The organism is Rhodococcus jostii NBRC 16295, assembly GCF_001894825.1.
GTDB classification, from domain to species: domain Bacteria; phylum Actinomycetota; class Actinomycetes; order Mycobacteriales; family Mycobacteriaceae; genus Rhodococcus_F; species Rhodococcus_F jostii.
In genome coordinates this window covers 1-21,189 of record NZ_BCWY01000003.1, presented here as the reverse complement: position 1 = coordinate 21,189, position 21,189 = coordinate 1, and the positions used below count along the sequence as shown (strand labels likewise).

At 67.9% G+C, this 21,189-nt stretch carries 19 protein-coding genes and 1 pseudogene; 8 read left to right on the top strand and 12 right to left on the bottom strand.

Annotation, left to right across the window (positions count from 1 at the left end):
- Positions 1-14: 14 nt before the first annotated feature.
- Positions 15-443 carry an ester cyclase gene (locus tag RJ1_RS02835; protein ID WP_073358384.1) on the top strand — a complete coding sequence of 143 codons (429 nt, stop codon included), beginning with the start codon at positions 15-17 and terminating at the stop codon, positions 441-443.
- A 10-nt stretch (positions 444-453) separates the two neighbouring features.
- Here RJ1_RS02835 and RJ1_RS02830 read toward each other — a convergent pair whose 3' ends face one another.
- On the bottom strand, positions 454-1,272 hold the full coding sequence (locus RJ1_RS02830; protein WP_073358383.1) for an ABC transporter permease: 819 nt from the start codon (positions 1,270-1,272) through the stop codon (positions 454-456).
- On the bottom strand, positions 1,269-2,225 hold the full coding sequence (locus RJ1_RS02825; RefSeq protein WP_073358382.1) for an ATP-binding cassette domain-containing protein: 957 nt from the start codon (positions 2,223-2,225) through the stop codon (positions 1,269-1,271). The genes RJ1_RS02830 and RJ1_RS02825 overlap by 4 nt, the downstream gene beginning before the upstream one ends.
- Before the next feature lie 149 nt (positions 2,226-2,374).
- On the opposite strand from RJ1_RS02825, the gene RJ1_RS02820 reads away from it, so the two are divergent.
- Both RJ1_RS02820 and RJ1_RS02815 read left to right on the top strand, forming a co-directional pair.
- Positions 2,375-4,015, top strand: a complete 1,641-nt coding sequence (locus RJ1_RS02820; RefSeq protein WP_073358381.1) for a helix-turn-helix transcriptional regulator — start codon at positions 2,375-2,377, stop codon at positions 4,013-4,015.
- A gap of 109 nt (positions 4,016-4,124) precedes the next feature.
- The gene (locus tag RJ1_RS02815) at positions 4,125-5,234 is read left to right on the top strand and encodes a flavin-containing monooxygenase (protein WP_073358380.1); all 1,110 of its coding nucleotides are present in this window, start codon (positions 4,125-4,127) and stop codon (positions 5,232-5,234) included.
- On the opposite strand, the gene RJ1_RS02810 is transcribed toward RJ1_RS02815, so the two are convergent.
- The 6 genes from RJ1_RS02810 to RJ1_RS02785 all read right to left on the bottom strand — a co-directional run bounded on the left by RJ1_RS02810 (position 5,206) and on the right by RJ1_RS02785 (position 12,271).
- Positions 5,206-6,375, bottom strand: a complete 1,170-nt coding sequence (locus RJ1_RS02810) for a lipid-transfer protein (RefSeq protein WP_073358379.1) — start codon at positions 6,373-6,375, stop codon at positions 5,206-5,208. The two genes, RJ1_RS02815 and RJ1_RS02810, sit on opposite strands and share 29 nt — an antisense overlap.
- Positions 6,372-6,794 carry a MaoC family dehydratase gene (locus RJ1_RS02805; RefSeq protein ID WP_073358378.1) on the bottom strand — a complete coding sequence of 141 codons (423 nt, stop codon included), beginning with the start codon at positions 6,792-6,794 and terminating at the stop codon, positions 6,372-6,374. The genes RJ1_RS02810 and RJ1_RS02805 overlap by 4 nt, the downstream gene beginning before the upstream one ends.
- The gene (locus RJ1_RS02800) at positions 6,791-7,831 is read right to left on the bottom strand and encodes a bifunctional MaoC family dehydratase N-terminal/OB-fold nucleic acid binding domain-containing protein (RefSeq protein ID WP_073358377.1); all 1,041 of its coding nucleotides are present in this window, start codon (positions 7,829-7,831) and stop codon (positions 6,791-6,793) included. Before RJ1_RS02800 ends, RJ1_RS02805 begins: the two co-directional genes overlap by 4 nt.
- 14 nt (positions 7,832-7,845) lie before the next feature.
- Positions 7,846-8,997 carry an acyl-CoA dehydrogenase family protein gene (locus tag RJ1_RS02795; RefSeq protein ID WP_073358376.1) on the bottom strand — a complete coding sequence of 384 codons (1,152 nt, stop codon included), beginning with the start codon at positions 8,995-8,997 and terminating at the stop codon, positions 7,846-7,848.
- Complete coding sequence (locus RJ1_RS02790; RefSeq protein ID WP_073358375.1) at positions 8,982-10,022, bottom strand: acyl-CoA dehydrogenase family protein; 1,041 nt, start codon at positions 10,020-10,022, stop codon at positions 8,982-8,984. Before RJ1_RS02790 ends, RJ1_RS02795 begins: the two co-directional genes overlap by 16 nt.
- Positions 10,023-10,105: 83 nt before the next feature.
- Entirely contained in the window at positions 10,106-12,271 is a 2,166-nt protein-coding gene (locus tag RJ1_RS02785) for an acyl-CoA dehydrogenase family protein (RefSeq protein ID WP_073358374.1), read from the bottom strand.
- A 94-nt stretch (positions 12,272-12,365) separates the two neighbouring features.
- Here RJ1_RS02785 and kstR point away from each other — a divergent pair, with 94 nt between their 5' ends.
- Together kstR and otsB are read left to right on the top strand one after the other, a co-directional pair.
- Positions 12,366-13,004, top strand: a complete 639-nt coding sequence (kstR, locus tag RJ1_RS02780; RefSeq protein ID WP_005566090.1) for a cholesterol catabolism transcriptional regulator KstR — start codon at positions 12,366-12,368, stop codon at positions 13,002-13,004.
- A 68-nt stretch (positions 13,005-13,072) separates the two neighbouring features.
- Positions 13,073-15,613, top strand: a complete 2,541-nt coding sequence (gene otsB / locus RJ1_RS02775) for a trehalose-phosphatase (protein WP_073358373.1) — start codon at positions 13,073-13,075, stop codon at positions 15,611-15,613.
- 19 nt (positions 15,614-15,632) lie between these two features.
- On the opposite strand, the gene RJ1_RS02770 is transcribed toward otsB, so the two are convergent.
- On the bottom strand, positions 15,633-16,721 hold the full coding sequence (locus RJ1_RS02770; RefSeq protein ID WP_073358372.1) for a LacI family DNA-binding transcriptional regulator: 1,089 nt from the start codon (positions 16,719-16,721) through the stop codon (positions 15,633-15,635).
- Between the two features lie 138 nt (positions 16,722-16,859).
- On the opposite strand from RJ1_RS02770, the gene RJ1_RS02765 reads away from it, so the two are divergent.
- Genes RJ1_RS02765 through RJ1_RS02755 form a run of 3 tightly spaced genes read left to right on the top strand, consistent with a single transcriptional unit; the run spans position 16,860 to position 19,598 of the window.
- On the top strand, positions 16,860-17,816 hold the full coding sequence (locus RJ1_RS02765) for a metal ABC transporter solute-binding protein, Zn/Mn family (protein ID WP_073358371.1): 957 nt from the start codon (positions 16,860-16,862) through the stop codon (positions 17,814-17,816).
- Between the two features lie 13 nt (positions 17,817-17,829).
- A complete protein-coding gene (locus RJ1_RS02760; protein WP_073358370.1) occupies positions 17,830-18,708 on the top strand; it encodes a metal ABC transporter ATP-binding protein in 879 nt (292 codons plus the stop codon).
- Positions 18,705-19,598, top strand: a complete 894-nt coding sequence (locus RJ1_RS02755; protein ID WP_073358369.1) for a metal ABC transporter permease — start codon at positions 18,705-18,707, stop codon at positions 19,596-19,598. Before RJ1_RS02760 ends, RJ1_RS02755 begins: the two co-directional genes overlap by 4 nt.
- Before the next feature lie 73 nt (positions 19,599-19,671).
- Here the strand turns inward: RJ1_RS02755 and RJ1_RS02750 are convergent, their stop codons facing one another.
- The 3 genes and pseudogenes from RJ1_RS02750 to RJ1_RS02740 form a co-directional block, all read right to left on the bottom strand.
- Complete coding sequence (locus RJ1_RS02750; protein WP_240319804.1) at positions 19,672-20,160, bottom strand: DUF3558 domain-containing protein; 489 nt, start codon at positions 20,158-20,160, stop codon at positions 19,672-19,674.
- 35 nt (positions 20,161-20,195) lie between these two features.
- Entirely contained in the window at positions 20,196-20,741 is a 546-nt protein-coding gene (locus RJ1_RS02745) for a DUF3558 family protein (protein ID WP_240319805.1), read from the bottom strand.
- A pseudogene (locus RJ1_RS02740) lies at positions 20,722-21,189 on the bottom strand (hypothetical protein); the annotation flags it as partial. The gene RJ1_RS02745 and the pseudogene RJ1_RS02740, both read right to left, overlap by 20 nt.

The window sequence follows — 21,189 nt, the reverse complement described above, 5'->3', positions numbered from 1 at the left end:
CAGACAATGGAGTCATGTCACTGGAAACGAACAAGGAATTGATCCGGCGTTTCTACACCGAGATCGACGCGGGCAACATCGACGCACTGGATGAACTCGTCGACGAGAACTACCTCGACCATTCACCTGCGCCGTTTCCCGGTCTCGACGCACCGGGGCGTGAGGGACTGAAACAGGAGTTCCGGTTGTTCTGGGATGCCACACCGGGGACGCACCGGATCGACGATCAGGTGGCCGAGGGCGACAAGGTGGTCACCCGGCTGCTATGCACCGGAAAGCACACGGGTGATCTTCCCGGAATTCCCGCGACGGGGAACCACATGGAGATGACCGCCACCGTCATCCACCGCATCGAGAACGGGCGGATCGCGGAGAAGTGGTCGGACAAGGACGTCCTCGCCATGCTCCAGCAGTTGGGGGTGATCCCCACCGCAGCGAATTGAGGCCACAGCTTCAGCGGCTGACGGCCTTCTTGTACCGGCGGATCGCGAACGGCACGAAGATCACCAGCAGCACCGCCGACCATCCCAGTGAGGCGATGATCGGGTGCTGCAACGGCCAGGCGTCGGGAACGGTCATGTCCGGGTTGGTGTTTCCGAACAGTTCCCGCACGGCCTGCGTCACCGCGGACACCGGGTTCCATTCCGCGATCACCTTCAGCGGTCCGGGCAGGTTGGTGGTCTCGACGAACGTGTTCGCGATGAACGAGAGCGGGAAGATGACGATGAAGCTGGCGTTGTTGAACACTTCCGGCGTGCGGATCCAGAGCCCGACCACCGCCATCACCCACGACAGGGCGTAGGCGAAGAGCAGCAGGAGCAGGTAGCCGAGGAGGGCTTCACCGAAGCTCGAGTGGATGCGCCACCCGATGATCAGACCGGTCAGCGACATCACGACGAGGCTGACGATGTTGATCAGGACGTCGGTGGACGTGCGACCGAGGAGCACCGCGGACGGGGCCATCGGCAGCGACCGGAATCGGTCGATGATGCCCTTCTGCAGATCCTCGACCATCCCGAGGCCCGTCCACGTGGCGCCGAAGATGACGGTCTGCGTGAAGATCCCGGCGATCAGGAATTCCCGGTAGGACATGCCGGGAACCTGGATCGCGCTGCCGAACACGTACGCGAACAACAGCACGAACATGATCGGCGACAACGTGGTGAACACGATGAGGTCGGGGACGCGCTTGATCTTGATCATGTTGCGTTTGGCGATCGTGAGTCCGTCCGCGAGCGCGGTGTGCACGGACGCCGTCTGCTGGGCGCTCATGAGACGTGCTCCTCTTCGGCTTCGTGTCCGGTCAGGGTGAGGAAGACGTCGTCGAGAGTCGGTCTGCGCAGACCGACGTCGAACACCTTCACTCCTCGGTTCGAGAGCCGGCCCAGCGCCTCGACGAGGGCGTCGGCACCGCCGGTCACCGGCACCGTCACCCGGCGCACGTTGTCTTCGACCAGGATGTCGCCGGCGGCGAGCGGGGCCAGTTCGTCGCGCACGACGGAGAGCTCGACGCCCTCCCGGACGCTCAGCTCGATGCGCTCACCGCCCACGCGGTCCTTCAGTTCGTCGGCGGTTCCGCGGGCGATGACCGAACCGTGGTCGATCACCGCGATCTGGTCGGCGAGGCGCTCGGCCTCCTCCATGTACTGCGTGGTCAGGAGAAGCGTGGTGCCCTTGGCGACGAGATTGTCGATGACGTCCCACAGGGACAGCCGGGCACGGGGGTCGAGCCCGGTGGTCGGTTCGTCGAGGAACAGCACCTCCGGCTCGGCCACGAGCGCGCCCGCGAGGTCGAGACGGCGGTGCATGCCACCCGAGTAGCCCTTGACGGGACGATCTCCCGCCTCGACCAGGTCGAATTGTTCGAGCAGTTCCCGGGCTCGCGCCTTACTGCGTTTGGCTCCGAGGTGGTAGAGCCGCCCGACCATCTCGAGGTTCTCGAATCCGGTGAGGTACTCGTCGACGGCCGCGTACTGCCCCGACGCCCCGATCCTGGATCGGAGCACCCGCGCGTCGTGGACGACGTCGAGTCCGACGACCTGCGCCCGGCCGGCGTCCGGGACGAGAAGGGTGGTGAAGACCCGCACCGCGGTCGTCTTGCCGGCGCCGTTCGGGCCGAGCAGCGCCATCACCGTTCCCGACGGCACCGCGAGGTCGATCCCGTCCAGTGCCGTGACCTTGCCGTACTTCTTGACCAGACCCTCTGCCGTTATCGCATCGACCATCAGAAGTTCCCATCCGTTGGCGTCTGGACCCAGTGTGACTCGAGGCACCGACAGGGTGCAGGGGATATTCGACGTTCCCGGGCGGCCCGGTGCGGCGGTAGTCTGAAATCCGAGCAGGTCAGCGCGCAGATCTTCGGCAGGAGACAGTGATGTCCGACGCAGCGTCGGAACTCCGGACGGGCCGGGTGGCCTTCGATCGACGAGACTGGCGCGACACCTACACACGACTGTCGAGCGCCGACCGGCAGAACCCGCTGCCCGGGGAAGATCTCGAACTGCTCGCCACCGCCGCGTACCTGCTCGGTGAGGACGACGCCAGCACCGACTGGTGGGAACGGGCCCTGCGCGAGTGGTCCCGCGCGGGCCAACCGGTGCGGTCCGCGCGGTGCGCATTCTGGCTGTCGTTCGTCCTGATCATGCGGGGCGAGCAGGCGCGCGGCGGCGGCTGGCTGAGCAAGGCCCAGCGACTGCTGGACACCGCGGGTGTGGACTGCGCCGAGCGCGGCTACCTGCTGGTGCCGCAGGGGCTGCGAAAAATCGACGAGGGTGACGGCACCGCCGCCCGCGACATCTTCCTCGCGGTGACGGAGGCGGGCACCCGGTTCTCCGACCCGGATCTGACGACGCTCGGGGTTCTGGGCACTGGCCATTCGCTCGTGCTCCTGGGACACGTTGCCGAGGCGGTGTCCGCGTTCGACGAGGCGATGGTCGGGGTGATGTCCGACGAGGTGTCCCCGGTGGTGGCGGGAATCGTGTACTGCGCGGTGATCGAGCAGTGCCAGAACATCTGCGATCTCCGCCGGTCCAGGGAATGGACTGTGGCACTGGAGGAATGGTGCTCCTCACAACCCGACCTCGTGCCGTACCGCGGCCAGTGTCTCGTCCACCGTGCCGAGATCCTGCAACTGCAGGGCGACTGGCCGACGGCGATGGACTCGGCCCGGCGGGCGCACGAGCGGCTCGCCTCGCATGCCGCGGCGGGGTCGGCCGCCTACGTGATGGGTGATCTCCACCGCCTGCGCGGCGAGATCGCCCAGGCCGAGAAGTTGTTCGTGGAGGCGAACCGGTGGGGCAGGCAACCGCAACCCGGCCTCGCCCTGCTGCGGATGGCGCAGGGACGGGTCGGCAGCGCAGCCGCCTCGATCCGCTGCGCGGTGGACGAGTCCAATGGCGCCGTCGAACGCGCCCGGCTGCTGCCCGCGTACGTGGAGATCCAGCTCGCCGCCGGCGACGTCCCGGCAGCGCGCGTTGCCGCCGACGAACTCGCCTCGACGGCAACACGGTTCGCGATTCCCTATCTGTCTGCACTGTCCACTCAGGCGTCGGGATCGGTGCTGCACGCCGAAGGCCGGGCCGGCGACGCACTGACCGTCCTCCGCGACGCGTGGCGGCGCTGGCAGGACATCGGGGCGCCCTACGAGTGCGCGCGCGTCCGGGAATCGGTCGCGCTGGTGTGCCGCGACCTGGGCGACGAAGACACCGCGCAGATGGAGCACGACCTCGCGTCCGCCGCCTACCGGCAACTGGGCGCGGTCCCGGACCTCGAACGCCTCCGGGCAGAGTTCCACCCCGACGCGGCGGCCGCCACGCCGCTGACGCCGCGTGAGGTGTGCGTGCTCCGCCTCGTCGCGGCGGGCAAGAGCAATCGCACGGTGGCGACGGAGCTGTTCCTCAGCGAGAAGACGGTCGCACGGCACCTGAGCAACATCTTCGTCAAGCTGGGCATCTCGTCGAGGTCTGCGGCCACCGCCTATGCGTACGAGCACCATCTCGTCGAGCCGTCTGCATGAAAGTACCCATACGGTCGTACGTATCTGCGCCATTCGCCCGACGCGTCGAGATCGGCCCGGTCATAGCGTTGAACGTGACCACCGATCACCCGACGGAAGAAGGCAGACGATGTCCACAGAACGCTTCGACACGATCGTGATCGGTGCCGGACAAGCCGGCCTCGCCACCGGATACCACCTCGCGGGGCGCCGACAGCACTTCGTGATCCTCGACGCCCACGACCGCGTCGGAGACGTGTGGCGGGAGCGGTTCGACTCGCTCCGCCTCTACAGTCCCGCCCGCTACGACGGCCTCCCCGGCTGGGGGATTCCCGCGAAAGCCTGGTCCTGGCCAGGGAAGGACGAGGTGGCCGACTACTTCGAGGCCTACGCGGAAAGATTCGCGCTACCGATCCGGACCGGCGTCACCGTGGACGGCCTGTCCCGTCTCGGCGATCGTTACGTCGTCACCGCCGGGACCGACCGTTTCGAGGCCGACAACGTCGTCGTCGCGTCCGGGACGTGGCAGAACCCGCTCGTCCCGGATCTCGCCGAGCAACTCGACCCCCGGATCCGGCAACTGCATTCCAGCGACTACCGCAATCCTTCTCAACTGCAGGACGGGCCGGTGCTGGTGGTCGGGTGCAGCCACTCCGGCGCGGACATCGCACTGGAGGTCTCCCGTTCGCATCGCACCACGATCTCCGGACCGGTCCGCGGTGAGGTGCCGTTCGACATCGAGGGGCGCGCCGCCCACGTCGCGATCCCGATCATGTGGTTCATGGCCAATCATGTTCTGACGGAACGCACACCCATCGGCCGGAAGATGCGCGCCCACGTCCGCTCGGGTGGCGGACCGCTCCTGCGGGTCAAACGAGCCGACCTTGCCGAAGCCGGTGTGGAGCACTTCCCCGCGAAGGTGACGAGTGTGCGCGACGGCAGGCCGGTCCTGAGCGACGGCACCGAAGTCGACGTCCGCAACGTCGTCTGGTGCACCGGGTTCCGCAAGGACACGTCGTGGATCCAGATCCCCGTCACCGGATCCGACGGCTGGCCCGAGCAGTCCCGCGGCGTCTCCCCGGACCATCCGGGACTCTATTTCGTGGGGCTGCCGTTCCTGCGGGCATTCGCCTCGATGCTCACCGGCGGGGTGGGGCGGGACGCCGAGTACGTCGCGAAACACATTGCGCGCAGACGGACGCGGGCCGATCTCAGGCCGTCAGCACCAACCCCGACGTAGGCACCCCGGTCCCGGCGGTGACGAGGACGTTCCGCACGTCGGAGACCTGGTTCACGGACGTGCCGCGGATCTGACGCACTCCCTCGGCGATGCCGTTCATCCCGTGGATGTATGCCTCGCCGAGTTGGCCGCCGTGGGTGTTGAGCGGCAGTGTGCCGTCGAGGTCGATGGCGCCGTCGGCGATGAAGTCCTTGGCCTCACCGCGTCCGCAGAAGCCGAGCTCGTCGAGCTGCATCAATACGTATGGTGTGAAGTGGTCGTAGAGGACGGCCAGATCCATGTCCTGCGGTCCGAGCCCGGCCTGCTCCCACAGTTGCCTCCCGACCAACTCCATCTCGGGCAGTCCCGCGAGCTCCGGACGGTAGTAGCTGGTCATGATGTACTGGTCGCTGCCGCTGCCCTGGGCCGCCGCCGCGATCACGGCCGGTTTCTGTTTCAGGTCCTTCGCCCGCTCCGGGGACGTGACGACGATGGCGATGCCCCCGTCGGATTCCTGGCAGCAGTCGAGCAGATGCAGGGGCTCGGCGATGAAGCGGGAATTCTGGTGGTCTTCGAGGGTGATCGGCTTGCCGTAGAAGAAGGCGTTCGGATTGGTGGCCGCGTGCTTGCGGTCGGTGACCGCCACACGCCCGAAATCCTCACTGGTGGCGCCATATTCGTGCATGTACCGCTGGGCGACCATCGCGACGAACGCCGCGGGCGTCGACAGTCCGTGCGGGTAGGAGAACGCGTTGTCCGTGCCCGACGAGTTCACCTGCTGCACCAGACCGGAGTTCACCTGGCCGAAGCGCATCCCCGACCGCTCGTTGAACGCCCGGTACGCCACCACCACGTCGGCGACACCGGTGGCCACGGCCATCGCCGCCTGCTGCACGGTCGCGCACGCCGCACCGCCGCCGTAGTGGATGCGGCTGAAGAATTTCAGGTCCGGGATACCGACCGAACGGGCCACGGCCGCTTCGGTGTTGGTGTCCATCGTGAACGATGTGAGGCCGTCGACGTCCGCGGGGGTCAGCCCGGCGTCGTCCAGCGCCGCCGTGACCGCCTCCGCCGCCAGCCGCAACTCGCTGCGGCCCGAGTTCTTGGAGAAGTCGGTGGCGCCGATACCCGCGATGACAGCCTTGCCCGACAGCCCGCTCATGCACCCGCTCCGTTCGTGCGTCCGTCCAGGACGAGGGTCACCTTCGCCGTGATGTGGTCACCGAGACCGTTCTTCCCGACGACGTCGAGTGTGACGACGCCGTCGTCCACCGACGCCACCGTGCCGCTCAGCGTGAGCGTGTCGTAGGCGTACCACGGAACCCCGAGGCGCAGCGCGATCGACTTGATCACCGCGGTCGGTCCCGCCCAGTCGGTGACGAACCGCTGCACCAGTCCCGTGTCGGTGAGGATGTTGACGAAGATGTCCTTGGATCCGCGCTGCTGCGCCAGGTCGCGGTCGTGGTGCACGTCCTGGAAGTCGCGTGTCGCGAGGGCGGCGGAGACGACGAACGTGGGGTCGCCGGTGACGGACAGCTCCGGAAGTGTCGTTCCCACCGCGACATCGAGAGTGGACGTCATGACTGCTCCTTCGCTCCGCGCTGCCACGCGTACAGGGTCCACGGCGTGCCGCCGGTGTCTTCGTCGCCGGGAAAGTCGAGGTAGATGGCCTCCACCGGCATCCCGACCGTCACCTCGGACGGTTCGACACCGCGCAACTCACCGAGCATGCGGACGCCTTCCTCCAGTTCGACGAGCGCCACCACGAACGGCAGCGAACGCCCCGGCACCTTCGGCGCGTGGTGGACCACATAGCTGAACACCGTGCCGCGGCCCGACGCGACGACGTAATCCGTCGTCTCCGCCTTGTCCTTCCACAGCGCAGGCACCGGCGGGTGCTGCAGCGCACCGTCGGCACGTTTCTGGATCCGCAGTTCGTGTGCGGCGATCCCGTCCCAGAAGAACTGGGTGTCCTGCGAGGCGCTGGGCCGCATCATCTTCGTCGGGTCCAGATCGTCGAACGACGCGCCCTGCCCGTTCGCCGACTGCGACAGCGGCGCCGGTCGACTGCCCGAATGTGACGTCGGTTCAGCGGTTTTGGGGACGAACTTCAGGATCCGGAACAGCATCTCGGCCACGACCTCGTCGGTGCCGTCGTCGTTCGCGACCCGCCACAGGCTGCGAGTGGTGAAGAAGAACCCCTCCCCGAGTCCCGTCTTCTTCGGGCCCACCACGTCCTCGAGCGTCGTGGTGATGGTGACCTCCTCGCCGACCCTCAGGTAGCGGTGGTAGATCTGGTCGCAGTTGGTGGCGACGACGGACGTGAACCCGGCTTCGTCGAGGATGTTCGTCATGCGTCCGAGCGGGTCGTCGGGCTGCCGAACGGCGTTCAGGCCCTGCATCGTCCACACCTGGGCCATCGCGGGCGGGGCGACGATGCCGTCGTGGCCGGCCGCCCGCGCGGCCGCGTCGTCGACGTAGATCGGATTCCTGTCGCCGATCGCCTCCACCCAGTTGTGGATCATCGGCAGGTTGATCGGGTCGCGTCCGGCGCGGGGGGCACTCGGGCCCGCGGCCCGGACCTCGGCTGCGGCAGCGAGAATCTGTTCGGAACTCATAGCGCGCGGCGCTCCTATCGCGGGACTCGGGGAAGCTTCAGGCCGGCGGTCGCGATCAGTTCACGCATCACCTCGTTGACACCGCCGCCGAAGGTGATGACGAGGTTGCGCTTGACCTGCATGTCGAGCCACGTCATGAGGTCGGCGGTCGCCGGCTCGGACGGGTCGCCGTACCGTCCGACGATCTCCTCGACGAGACGGCCGATGCGCTGAATACGTTCGGTGGCAAACACTTTCGTCGCGGACGCGTCGGCGATGTCGACGGCGGCGGCCTCACTCGACGCCACCTGCCAGTTGAGGAGTTCGTTGAGACGGTACGTCGCGTGGATCTCGCCGAGCACCCGCCGCACGTCCGGTTCGCCGAGCAGATCGTGCGCCGCGGCCCAGTTGCGGATGCGGTCGTAGAGACCTCCCACCCGGCCGGCGGGCCCGAGCATGACGCGTTCGTGGTTGAGCTGGGTGGTGATCAGCCGCCAGCCCTGATTCTCCTCGCCGACCAGCATGTCCGCGGGTACCCGGACGTCGGAGTAGTAGGTGGCGTTGACGTGATGTGCACCGTCGCAGGTGATGATCGGCGTCCAGCTGTAGCCCGGGTCCTTCGTGTCCACGATCAGGATCGAGATGCCCCGGTGCCGCGAATCTGCCGAACCCGTCCGGACGGCGAGCCACAGGTAGTCGGCGTCGTGACCGCCGGTGGTGAAGATCTTCTGCCCGTTGACCACGTACTCGTCGCCCACCCGCACGGCCGTCGTGCGCAGCGCGGCGAGGTCGGTGCCCGCTTCCGGTTCGGTGTAGCCGATCGCGAAGTGCACCTCGCCGGCCAGGATCGCGGGTAGGAATTTACGCTTCTGTTCCTCCGTGCCGTACACCTGCAGCGTCGGACCGACCGTCTGCAGCGTCACCGAGGGCAGCGGAACATCGGCTCGCACAGCCTCGTTCACGAAGATCTGCTGCTCGATCTCGCCGAAACCGCGGCCACCGAATTCCACCGGCCAGCCCACGCCGAGCCAGCCGTCCTTGCCCATCCGGCGGACGACCTCGCGGTAGGTGCTGCCGTGGCGCTCCGTGCGCATCACCTCCGCCTCGGCCGGGGAGATCAGCCCGGAGAAGTAGCGCCGGAGTTCGGCTTGCAGTTCACGCTGCTCGTCGGTCAGATCGATGAACACCGGGCCCCCACGAGGTCGAGTCGGTACGAGGCGCCGCCCACGAGGCGGGCCAGGTCTTTGGCGGTCGAGTAGTAGCGGTGCAGCGGGTACGTGACGTCGACGCCGATGCCACCGTGAAGGTGGTGCAGCACCTGCATCGCGGCGGGCACCTCCGCGGCGATCCAGTACGCCATCACGTCCAGATCATCCTGCGCGTCCAGTCCTTCGGACACCCGCCACGACGCCGCGAGCGCCGACACGTGGAGGGTGCGGGAGGTGACGTAGACGTCGGCGATCTGCTGTGAGACGGCCTGGAACGTGGCGAGCGGCTTGCCGAACTGGTGGCGGGTGGCGAGGTGCTCGCCCGCCAGAACCGTTGCACCCGAGAGCAGTCCGTCCGCCACCGCCCCGATCGATGCCAGCGCGATGCGGTAGAGCGTCTGCACTGCGTCCTCACCGGCCGCGAGCAGGTCGCCGCGGGCCCCGTCGAACGTGATCGCGTATTCGGGACTCCCCGACGCCGAGGGTGTCGGGGTGAGCGTGACGCCGTCCGCGCCGGGATCGACCAGCATCACCCCCGCGTTCGTGGGGACGAGGATCCGGTGGGCCCCCTCCGCGAACGGCACCGCGAGCACCCGCCCGGTGACGGAGTAGGCGTCGCCGTCCGCGACCGCGGTCGCCGAGGGCCGTGCGGGGAACTGCGCCCCGGGTTCCGCGAGCGCGGCGGTGAACGTGCGACCGTCGGCGAGACCTGTGAGTAGTGCGTCCTGCGTCGCGTCGTCGCCCAGCGCCACGATCGGCAGCACGCCGAATCCCAGCGTCGCAAGGGCGGGGACCTGCGCCGCCTTCCGCCCGACCTCGGTGAGCAGCGCACCGACGTCGGTGACCGAGAGCCCTTCACCGCCGAGACGTTCCGGCAGCGCGAGGGTCAGCAGATCGGCGTCGGCGAAGGCCGCCCAGAGGGCGTCGCCGTCGAGGTCGCGGGCCAGTAGTCCGGCCGCGACCTGCGCCACGGCCTCCTGGGTTTCGTCTGGAGTGAAGTCCACGCTGACAATCCCACTTTCAATTTAGAACGTGTTCTAGTTGTATCACCATCCCGGAACTCGCGAAAGACCGTTCGCGACCCGGCTCAGCCGCGGGGCAGCCCGAGGATCCGTTCGGCCGCGACCGTCAGCAGGATCTGCGTCGTTCCGCCCGCGATGGACAGGCAGCGCGTGTTGAGGAACTCCCGCGCCAGCGGCCCCTCGACCCAGCCGTCCGGGCCGCCGAGTTCCATCGCGAATTCCGCGACCGCCTGCCGCTGCCGGACACCGACGAGCTTGCGGACGCTCGATTCGGGTCCGGGGTCCTGGCCGTCCAGTTGCCGGAGCGTGGTGCGCAGTTCGAGCTGAGAGCCGACGAGCGCGTTGCCGATGAGGTGACCGAGCTTGTCGTCGGTCAGCGGGTCACTGTCCCCGGCGAGCGCGAGCAGTTCCTCCATCGCCTCGCCGAGCGAGGACCCTCCGCCCATCGCGACCCGCTCGTTGGCCAGCGTGGTGCGAGCCAGCTTCCAGCCGTCCCCGAGATTCCCGACCACCAGGTCGTCGGGCACGAAGACGTCCTCGAGGTACACCTCGTTGAACAGGGCGTCGCCGGTGATCTCGCGCAGCGGCGAGATGGTGATGCCGGGGCTCGTCATGTCGACGAGGAAATAGCTGATGCCCTTGTGCTTGGGCACGTCCCGATCGGTGCGGGCGAGGCAGATCGCCCAGTCCGCCTCCTGCGCCCGCGACGTCCACACCTTCTGACCGTTCAGCTTCCATCCGCCGTCCACCTTCTCCGCGGACGTCCGCAGCGCCGCGAGGTCTGAGCCGGCGCCGGGTTCGCTGAACAGCTGGCACCAGATGATCTCGCCGCGCAGCGTCGGGGTCGCGAAGCGCTCGATCTGCTCGGCGCTCCCGTGCTCGAGAATGGTCGGAACGGCCCACCAGCCGATCACGAGGTCGGGCCTGCCGATCCCGACGGCCGCCAGCTCCTCCTCGATCAGGATCTGCTCGGCCGCGCGCGCACCGCGTCCGTAGGGTGCGGGCCAGTGCGGGGCCAGGTAGCCCGATTCCGCGAGGGCCGCGCGTCGCTCGGATTCCGGCCGCGCCACCAGCTCGGCGATCTCGGCGTGGATCCGTGCCCGCTCGTCGTCCAGCGCCGACAGGTCGATCGTCAGGTGCCTGCGCACACCGGCGCGCGTCAGTTCCGTGACCCGCGCCCGCCAGCGCGCGGAGCCGCCGAGCAGCTGCCGCAGCGACGTGGCCCGGCGCAGGTAGAAGTGGGCGTCGTGCTCCCAGGTGAAGCCGATGCCGCCGAGCACCTGGATGCAGTCCTTCGCGGTCTCGACGGCGGCATCGAGCGTGATCGACGCCGCGACCGCGGCCGCGACGGGCAGCTCGCCGCCGTCCGCATCCCAAGCGCCCTCCGCCGCCACGGCCGCGTCCCACGCCGCCGCCCCGGACTGTTCGACGCGGCACAGCATCTCCGCGCACAGATGCTTGATCGCCTGGAACGATCCGATCGGTTTGCCGAACTGTTCGCGAATCTTGGCGTACTCCACCGCCGTTCGCAGACACCAGCTCGCGATCCCGGTCGCCTCCGCGGCGGCCAGCGTCGCGGCGAGGTCGAGGACCAGGCCGTCCCGCAGTCCCGTGATCACCCGGTCGGCGCTCACCGACACGCCGTCGCACCGCACCCGCGCGAGCGGACGGCTCTTGTCGATCGTGTCGGCGATCGTGATGTCCAGGCCGTCGGAGTCGCCGTCGACCAGGCACCACACGACGCCGTCGCCCACGTCGGCGGGCAGCAGCACGGACACCCCGGTGTCCCCACCGATCGCGAACCCTGCGTCGCCGGTGACCGTCAACCCGCCGTCGGCGCCGAGGGTCGCGTTCACCGGGGAGTTGCTGCCGAGAGCCACCGCGCACGGCGTCGAGCCCTCCGCGAGATCCTCGGACCATCGTTTCGCGGCGGCGCCGGAGCTGCGCCCGACGACGAGTGCGGCGAGAGCGGTGGGGAGAACAGGCCCCGGGACGAGTTCAGTTGCGGCCTGCTCGAGCATGGCGGCGAGGTCGACGATTTCTGCCCCCGACCCTCCGACCTCGTCGGGCACGGCGACCGAGAAAATTCCGAGCGCGGAGAAGGACTGCCACGACGTGCGCCACGAATCTGCTGGTCCTTGCCGTACTGTGACCAGCGGGTCCGTCGACCGCGCCCACGCCTGGATCGAACCCGCTGCAGCCCTCTGTTCTTCGGTGGTGGCGATTGTCACAACGGGTATCCGCCTCTCCTGAATGACACATTCGTCTAGAACGTGTTCTAATATGACACCTGGCCATGAGTCAAGGCGCGAAGGAAAACAGGTAATGACGACCAGCTCTCGATCACGGTCCACGACGGTCGCTGCGGCGACGCTGGGCGAGGACGATCTCAGTTCCAACGCGCAGAAGGAACGGCGCAAGCGGATCCTCGACGCGACCCTGGCCCTGGCGTCCAAGGGCGGGTACGAAGCCGTGCAGATGCGGGCCGTCGCCGAACGCGCCGACGTCGCCGTGGGAACGCTGTACCGCTACTTCCCGTCCAAGGTGCACCTGCTGGTGTCGGCGCTCGCGCGCGAATTCGAGCGGATCGACTCGCGGGGCAAGAACCCGCCGGGCCGGAACCCGCTCGAGCGGATGCAGCTGATCCTCAGCCAGATCACCCGGGCCATGCAGCGCGACCCGCTGCTGACCGAGGCCATGACGCGCGCCTTCATGTTCGCCGACGCCTCCGCGGCCGCAGAGGTCGATCAGGTGGGCAAGCTGATGGACCGGCTGTTCGCCCGCGCGATGACGGACACCGAGCCCACCGAGGACCAGTTGGCCGTCGCCCGGGTCATCTCCGACGTGTGGCTGTCGAACCTGGTGGCCTGGCTCACACGCCGCTCTTCCGCGACCGATGTCGCGAATCGGCTCGAACTCACCGTCGAACTGCTGCTCGGTGACGGAAGCCGCAGACCGGAGTAGGACCCGATCGGGGCACAGCCCCGGCCGACAACGCGCTCACAGCCGTCGCATCCCCTAGATTTGAACATGTGAGCGCCCACGATCTGCCCATCGAACTTCGTCGTGCCCTGTCGAGGGTTGCACGGACCCCTCGCCTACTCGTCGCTTCCGATTACGACGGCACGATGGCCCCCATCGTTTCCGACCCCGAGAAGGCATTTCCCCACGCCGAATCGGTGCGCGCTCTCCGCGCCCTGGCCAGCCTCGCGGGAACCACGGCTGCCGTGATCTCGGGGCGCGCCCTCAAAGACCTCGCCGCGCTGTCGCGGCTGCCCGCCGAGGTCCAACTGGTCGGCAGCCACGGCTCGGAATTCGACATCGGCTTCATCCACGCGATCGACGCCGACGCCAAAAAGCTTCTCGTCGAGATCACCGAGGAACTCACCCGGATCTCGACGCTGCACCCCGGCACGTCCGTCGAGGCGAAGCCGGCGAGCGTCGCCCTCCACGTCCGCAACGCCGACGCCGAGGAGGGTCCCCAGGCCCTGGCCGCAGTGCGCGCCGACGCCGGGCAGCGCGTGGGCGTGCAGGTCACCGAGGGCAAGTCCGTCATCGAACTGGCCGTCGTCGCCACCGACAAGGGCCATGCCCTCGACCTGATCCGCCACCAGGACGGTGCGACAGCAGCCGTCTTCGTCGGCGACGATGTCACCGACGAGAAGGCGTTCGCGCGTCTCCAGGGCCCCGACCTCGGTGTGAAGGTCGGACCCGGCGAGAGCCTCGCCGAATTCCGGGTGTCGAGCACCGAAGACGTGGCCGCGGCCCTCGCGTTCCTGCTGGATGAGCGCCGCACCTGGCTGTCCGGGGCACACGCGCCGCCGATCGAGCGACTCACCATGCTCGCCAGCCCCCGGACCGTCGCCCTCGTCACCCCCGACGCGACCCTCACGTGGCTGTGTCATCCCGAACCCGATTCCGCGTCCGTGTTCGCGCATCTGCTCGGCGGACCTGAAGCCGGCCACTTCAGCGTGGGCCCGCACCGCAGCGCCCTGCCGCTGAGCCAGCGGTACATCGACAGCACGATGACCGTGCAGACCCGGTGGGCCAGCCTCGCCGTCACCGACTACCTGCCGCACGACGTCCGCCAGGGCCGCACCGACCTGACCCGGGTCATCAGTGGCCGGGCCGCTGCGGTCGTGACGTTCGCACCGCGGCCCGAGTTCGGTCAGGGCCAGGTGATCCTCGAGGCGGTCAGCGAGGGACTGCGGGTGCACGGCACCAACGAGCCGATCGTGCTGCGCTCCCCCGGCGTCCAGTGGAACGTCACGTCGGACGGCAATCAGCAGACCGCTCATGCCGTCGTCGATCCGTCCGGCGGCGATATCGTGCTGGAATTGCGGTGCGGTACCGAGGAACTCGGACCTTCGGAAACTCCGGAAGAAGAGCGCCGCGCACTCGCGGAGTCGTACTGGTCGGACTGGGCGAAGAGCCTCACCCTGCCCACGCTGAAACCCGACCTGATGAAGCGGTCGGCGCTCACCCTGCGCGGTCTCGTGCACGTCGACTCCGGCGCGATCATGGCCGCAGCCACCACGTCGCTGCCCGAGGAGATCGGTGGCGTCCGCAACTGGGACTACCGCTACTGCTGGCTGCGCGACGCGGCGCTCACCGCGTCCGCGCTCGTCAGCCTCGGCTCGCTCGGAGAGGCCGAGGGGTACCTCGACTGGGTGCACGACGTCCTCGAGACGCTGCCCGGCCCGGAACGCCTGCACCCCCTGTACACGCTGCACGGCGGTGGGCTTCCGCCCGAGGCCGTGATCGATTCGCTGCCCGGATACGCCGGTTCGCGTCCGGTCCGCATCGGCAACGCGGCAAACCAGCAGGTGCAACTCGACGTGTTCGGACCCATCGTCGAGCTCATCCACGATCTGTCCCATGCCCGCGAGAAGCAGGGCGTCGCGGTGGCGCTCAACGACCGCGACTGGGAACTGGTGTGCGCCATGGTCGAGGCCGTGGAACGTCGCTGGTTCGAACCCGATCACGGTATCTGGGAGATCCGCGACAACCCGCGTCACCACGTGTACTCCAAGGTGATGGGCTGGGTCACCATCGACCGTGCGGTGGCGTTGGCCGAGCACTTCGGCCGCGACATCGAACCCGGCTGGACGCCGCTGCGTGACAAGATCGCGGACGAGGTGCGTGAGAAGGGCTGGAAGGACGAGGTCCGCTCGTACACCGCCGCGTACGACGGCACCGACCTCGACGCCGCCACCCTGTTCATCGGACTGTCCGGGCTGATCGACCCGTCGGACGAGAAGTTCGCCGCCACCGTCACCGCCACCGAGGCCGAACTCCGTAGCGGGTCGACCGTGTACCGGTACCACCACGACGACGGACTGCCCGGCACCGAGGGCGGCTTCCACCTCTGCGCCGCCTGGCTGGTCGAGGCGTACCTGCTGATCGGTCAGCGGTCGCAGGCGGAGGCGTTGTTCGCGCAACTCGTCGACGCCGCCGGACCGACCGGACTGCTCAGCGAGGAGTACGACCCCGTCGCCGAACGCTCACTGGGCAACCACCCCCAGGCGTACAGCCACCTCGGTCTGCTGCGCTGCGCTCAGCTCCTGGCCTAGCGCGTATGGGATGGCTGGGTCAGCGCTTGGCGGGCCCGGCCGTCGAACCCCGCAGCAGTTCGGTGTCGAGCATCTCGACGGTCGCGACGCCGGAATGCGACGGCGACATGAGCAGGGCGCCTGCCCGGCGGCCCTTCTCCTCTTGTGGTTGCCGCACCGTGGTCAGGCCCTCGCGCAGGGCGTCGTCAACGCCGTCGAACCCGGTGATCGACAACTGTCCGGGCACGTCGATGCCCTGCCAGCGCGCCCAATCCAGGGCGCCGAGGGCGAGGACGTCGGTGGTGCACACGAGCGCGGTGATCCGGGGATTCACGCCGAGTGCCTGCGCGGCCGCGGCGTGCCCCGCCTTTCCGGTGTGCTCGAAGCGCTCGACGACGGTGAGGGTCTGCGGGTCCAGGCCCGCGTCGGCCATCGCGTCGCGCACTCCCTCGATGCGTTCGCGTTGGACGTGGAAGTGCGGTGACCGCAGACGCTCGACGTCGGCCACCCCGTCCGAACGGTCCCGACCCAACCGCATGCTCAGCACGCCGATGTCGCGGTGGCCGAGCCCGATCAGATAGTCGGCGAGGCCCCGCATCGCACCGCGGTCGTCGATTCCGATGAGCGATGCCCCCGGGATCTCGCGCGGCTGATCGCACACGACCATCGGCACGTGGCGTTCGCACACCGCCGCGAGGTACGGGTCGTCGTCCGCCACGGAGTACACGACGAATCCGTCGACGCCCGCCTGCTGTACGACCGCGGCGGCGTCGGCCTCCTCGCGTCCCGGACCCGCGGGGATCAGGAGCAGACCCTGCCCGGCGGCCTCGCACGACTCGGCCAGTCCGGACAGGAAGCTCATCGCGGCGGGGTCACGGAAGGAGTAGCTGAGGGCCTCGGTGAGCAGCAGTCCGACGGCGCCGGCCTTGCGGGTGCGCAGGGAGCGGGCGACCGGGTCGGGCCCGGGGTAACCGCGGCGCTTCGCCGCCTGCAGCACCCGGTCGCGGAGTTCCGCGGAGAGTTGATCCGGCCGGTTGTAGGCGTTGGAGACGGTCGTTCGCGAAATATTGAGCTCGGCCGCGAGCGACGCCAGCGTGGCTTGACGACGCGGCTGTCGAGACCTGGGCATAGGGGGACGTTAGTACCTGGCCCGGCTTCCGGCTCGTCGGGGCTGCACCGAAAGTGCACTACCAGGAACGATCCGCTAAAGTGCAACGGTAACGGTTTCCAATAGCGTTTAGCGTTCGTCTTCGGTCAGGAGTTTTCTGTGCGCGCTTCCTCAGGTTTTCGTGCCGCCACGGCCGCCGTCGGGCTGTCGTTCGCCGCGGCCCTCACCCTCACCGCGTGTGGCTCCGACACCACCGACGACGGCACGCTGACCGTCGTCGCGTCGACGAACGTCTGGGGCAGCGTCGCGCAGGCCGTCGCCGGCGACAAGGTGGACGTCACCTCGATCATCACCGAGCCGTCGTCCGACCCGCACTCCTTCGAGGCGAGCCCCGCCGACGCCGCCAAGCTCACCGACGCGTCGCTCATCGTCTACAACGGCGGCGGCTACGACCACTTCGTCGACGACATCATCGGCACCGGCAACAGCGACCAGCTCACGGTCAACGCATTCGACCTTCTCGAGGGCGGCGCGCACGCGAACGAAGACGAGCACTCCGACGACGGCGACTCCCACGAGGGCCACGACCACGGCGACGTCAACGAACACGTCTGGTTCGACGTCGACACCGTCGACGCCACCGCCCAGTCCATCGCCGACAAGCTGGGCCAACTCGATCCCGACAACGCCGACGCCTACAAGGCCAACGCCGCCACCTTCCACGGTCAGCTCGAGCAGATCTCCGCGATCACCGACGGCATCGCCGCCGCGCACAAGGACGCGCCCGTCGCGCAGACCGAACCGATCGCCTACTACCTGCTCCAGTCGGCGGGCCTGAAGGACGTCACCCCGCCCGACTTCACCAGCGCCATCGAGAACGGCAACGACCCCGCACCCGCCGCCATCGCCGCGACGCGGCAACTGCTCACCGACAAGCAGGTGCAGGCCCTCGTCTACAACGTGCAGACGCAGGACCGGGTCACCCAGGACGTGCGGGCCACAGCCGAGTCGGCGGGCATCCCCGTCGTCGAGGTGACCGAAACCCTGCCCGAAGGCCTCGACTACATTCAGTGGCAGACCAAGACCGCCGAGTCGCTTGCTGCGGCTCTGCAATAGAACTGATCGGCTTGTGACAGAACCCACTTCGAAGAACGCCGGCAACGGTCGCGTCCCCGCACTGGAACTGACGGGGGCGCGACTGTCCTTCGGCGCACGCACACTGTGGCAGGACCTCGACCTCACCGTGGAACCCGGCGAATTCGTCGCCGTCCTCGGGCCCAACGGGTCGGGCAAGACGTCGCTGCTCAAGGTGCTGCTCGGCCAGCTCGCCCTCAGCTCCGGCACCGCGCACATCGCCGGATCACCGGCACGGAAGGGCAATTCACACGTCGGGTACATCCCCCAGCAGAAGTCACTCGACGACGGACTGCCGCTGCGGGGCCGCGACCTCGTCGGACTCGGCGTCGACGGCCACCAGTGGGGAACCGGTCTGCTCCGGCGCGGCCGACGGCGGGCGATCGTCGACTCCGCGATCGCCGAGGTCGGAGCCCAGAATTACGCGGACGCACCGATCGGTTCCATGTCGGGCGGTGAGCAGCAACGGCTGCGTATCGCGCAGGCCCTCGTCGGCAACCCGCAGATTTTGCTCTGCGACGAACCGCTGCTCAGCCTCGACCTGGCCAACCAGAGTCTCGTGTCCGGTCTCATCGACCGGCGCCGACGCACCCACGACACCGCGGTGCTGTTCGTCACCCACGAGATCAACCCGATCCTTCCCCTCGTCGACCGCGTGCTCTACCTCGTCGACGGACAGTTCCGCATCGGCAAACCCGAAGAAGTCATGACGTCGGAGGTGCTGTCCGAGCTGTACCGCACCGACGTCGAGGTGCTGCACGTACGCGGGCGCCTCGTCGTCATCGGCACCGGCGACGCCATCGACGCGCTCGGCAGCGCGGGCGGCCTCCGCCCCGGCGAGGGTGTGCACCACACGGACGAGGGACACGCATGAGCAACAAGTTCACCGACGCGATGTCGCACATGTTCGACGTCTCCGCCACCGTCGACCTCCTCCAGTACGACTTCGTCCAGCAGGCGTTGATCGCGGGCGCCATCCTCGGCCTGCTCGCCGGCGCCATCGGCCCGCTGATCGTCAGCCGGCAGATGTCGTTCGCCGTGCACGGCACGAGCGAGCTGTCGCTGACCGGTGCGTCGGCGGCCCTCCTCATCGGTGTCAGCGTCGGGGCCGGCGCCATCGCCGGGTCGGTGGTCGCGGCTGTGCTGTTCGGGTTACTCGGCGCGAAGGCCCGCGACCGCGACTCGGTCATCGGCGTCATCATGGCGTTCGGGCTCGGACTGTCGGTGCTGTTCATCTGGTCGTACCAAGGTCGCACCGGCACCAGTTTCTCGCTGCTGATCGGACAGATCGTGGCACCCGGCAACAGCGGCCTGCAACTGCTGCTGCTCTGCGCCGTGCTGGTCATCGGTGTCCTCGGCCTGATCTACCGGCCCCTCCTGTTCGCCAGCACCGACCCCGACGTCGCCGAAGCCCGCGGCGTCCCCGTGCGTGCGCTGTCGATCGTGTTCGCCGTGCTCGTCGGCATCACGGCCGCCCTCGGCGTGCAGATCGTCGGGGCCCTGCTGGTGATGGCACTGCTCATCACCCCCGCCGCGGCCGCCGCCTACGTCACCGCAAGCCCCCTCAAGGCCACCATCCTGTCGATCGTGTTCGCCGAACTCGCCGCCGTCGGCGGCATCCTGCTGTCCCTCGCACCCGGCGTACCGGTGTCGAGCTTCGTCACCACGATCTCGTTCATCATCTACCTCGTGTGCAGGCTCAGCGGATCCTCACGGCGCAAGAACGCCGGCCGGATCGCCACATCACACGCCCACACGCACTGAGCCTCCACTCTTCGCGACCCCACGGCCGAATCGGCCGTCACACGCCGAAGAGTGGCGGCTCAGTACACCTCACCTACAGATGGTCGGGGAAATACGGCGCCAGCGTCGTCGCCACCTTCGTCGCCTGATCACACGCCGCATCGACAGTCGTGAAATCCTCCAGTTCGCTGTACCCGATCATGAACTCGAGAATCCCCGGCTCGATCGCCACCGACACCGTGCACGCACTGCCCCCACGGAAATCCGACACCAACGCACGACGCCCGCAGATCTCGGTCTCCCTCAGGATGTTGAAGCGGTCGTCGCTCTTTACCTCATCGAGCGTGTGAGGGCGCGCAGCGATCGTCAGCCCATATTCAGGATCATTGGATAGATACCCGCATCCCAGAGACTTCGGATTGTCGTGGTCGCGACGGTCGGGCGGGCGAACGTCGAGCCCCAAACCCTGAATGGCCTCGGCGGGCATTGCATCGCAGGGATGAAACGTGATCTCAGAAGTTGGCGCGTCGTCCGCCTGCCCGTCGACAGATTCTGCGCAACCGCAAACGACAAGAAACGTCACAAAGGCAAGACCAACGACGGAAGGACCCCGAACGGTCAAAGGCGTTCTGGGAAGTGCGGCGCAAGGGTAGTGGCGACCTCTAGTGCCCTACCGCACGCCGCATCGACGGTCTTGAAGTCCTCCAACTCGCTGTAACCAATCATGATTTCGAGGATCCCCGGCTCGACGTCCACCGAGACCGTGCACGCACTACCGCCATGGAAGTCCGAGACAAGAGTTCGCCGTCCGCCGATCTCGGTCTCAGTCAAGACTTGGAATCGCCCGCTCGACTCGATGTCCTCGACAGTCTCGGCACGCGCTGAGACCACGACACCGTAATACAGGTCGCTATCCAGATATCGACACGAGTGGGATGTGGGGTGCTCGTCTTCTTGACGCACCGGCACCTGCGCGTTGATCCGCGCCTGCGCGATCGCATCCGCCGGAATTCCGTCGCATGGTTGATACGTAATGTCTGAGGATTCTGCTTGCGCGCCTCGCCATCGGTAGTCGACGTACAGGCCGTAATCGAGCTCAGCGATGCCACCGCAACGAGCCCGGCCGCGACTCGGTATCGACGTTTCACAACATCGCCTTCGCACTACCTAGGACGGAGGCGGTCGCGGAATCCTGCTCGGTGTACCGCCGCAATACCGCTTCAAACATCGACTTCATGTCCAGCGCATACGTCTGATGGGCTCGAAATAGCCCCAGTGCGGTGTTTGCGAAATCGATTCCCTCCCCGCCGATAGCTTTCTCGTCGAACTTTCGGGCCACATCCGCCGCCGACGCAATGTCGGCCTCACCGATTCCCAAGGGCCACTGCACGCAGGTCAGTGCGAGCCCGACCAGCGAGGTCACCCCACTTCTTCGCGTGATCGTCACACAGCTTGATGCACTGCTATTGGCCCGTCCGTGTCCGCGGGTCTCGAGGGTGGTGAGATCCTCGACCGCGATCACCTGCGCGCCCGCGGCGGCGGCGTAGTCGGTGGCCTGGCGGGCGAAGTCGAAGGCCAGTTCCCGGTTGATCTTCCGACTTATGTTCGGAAG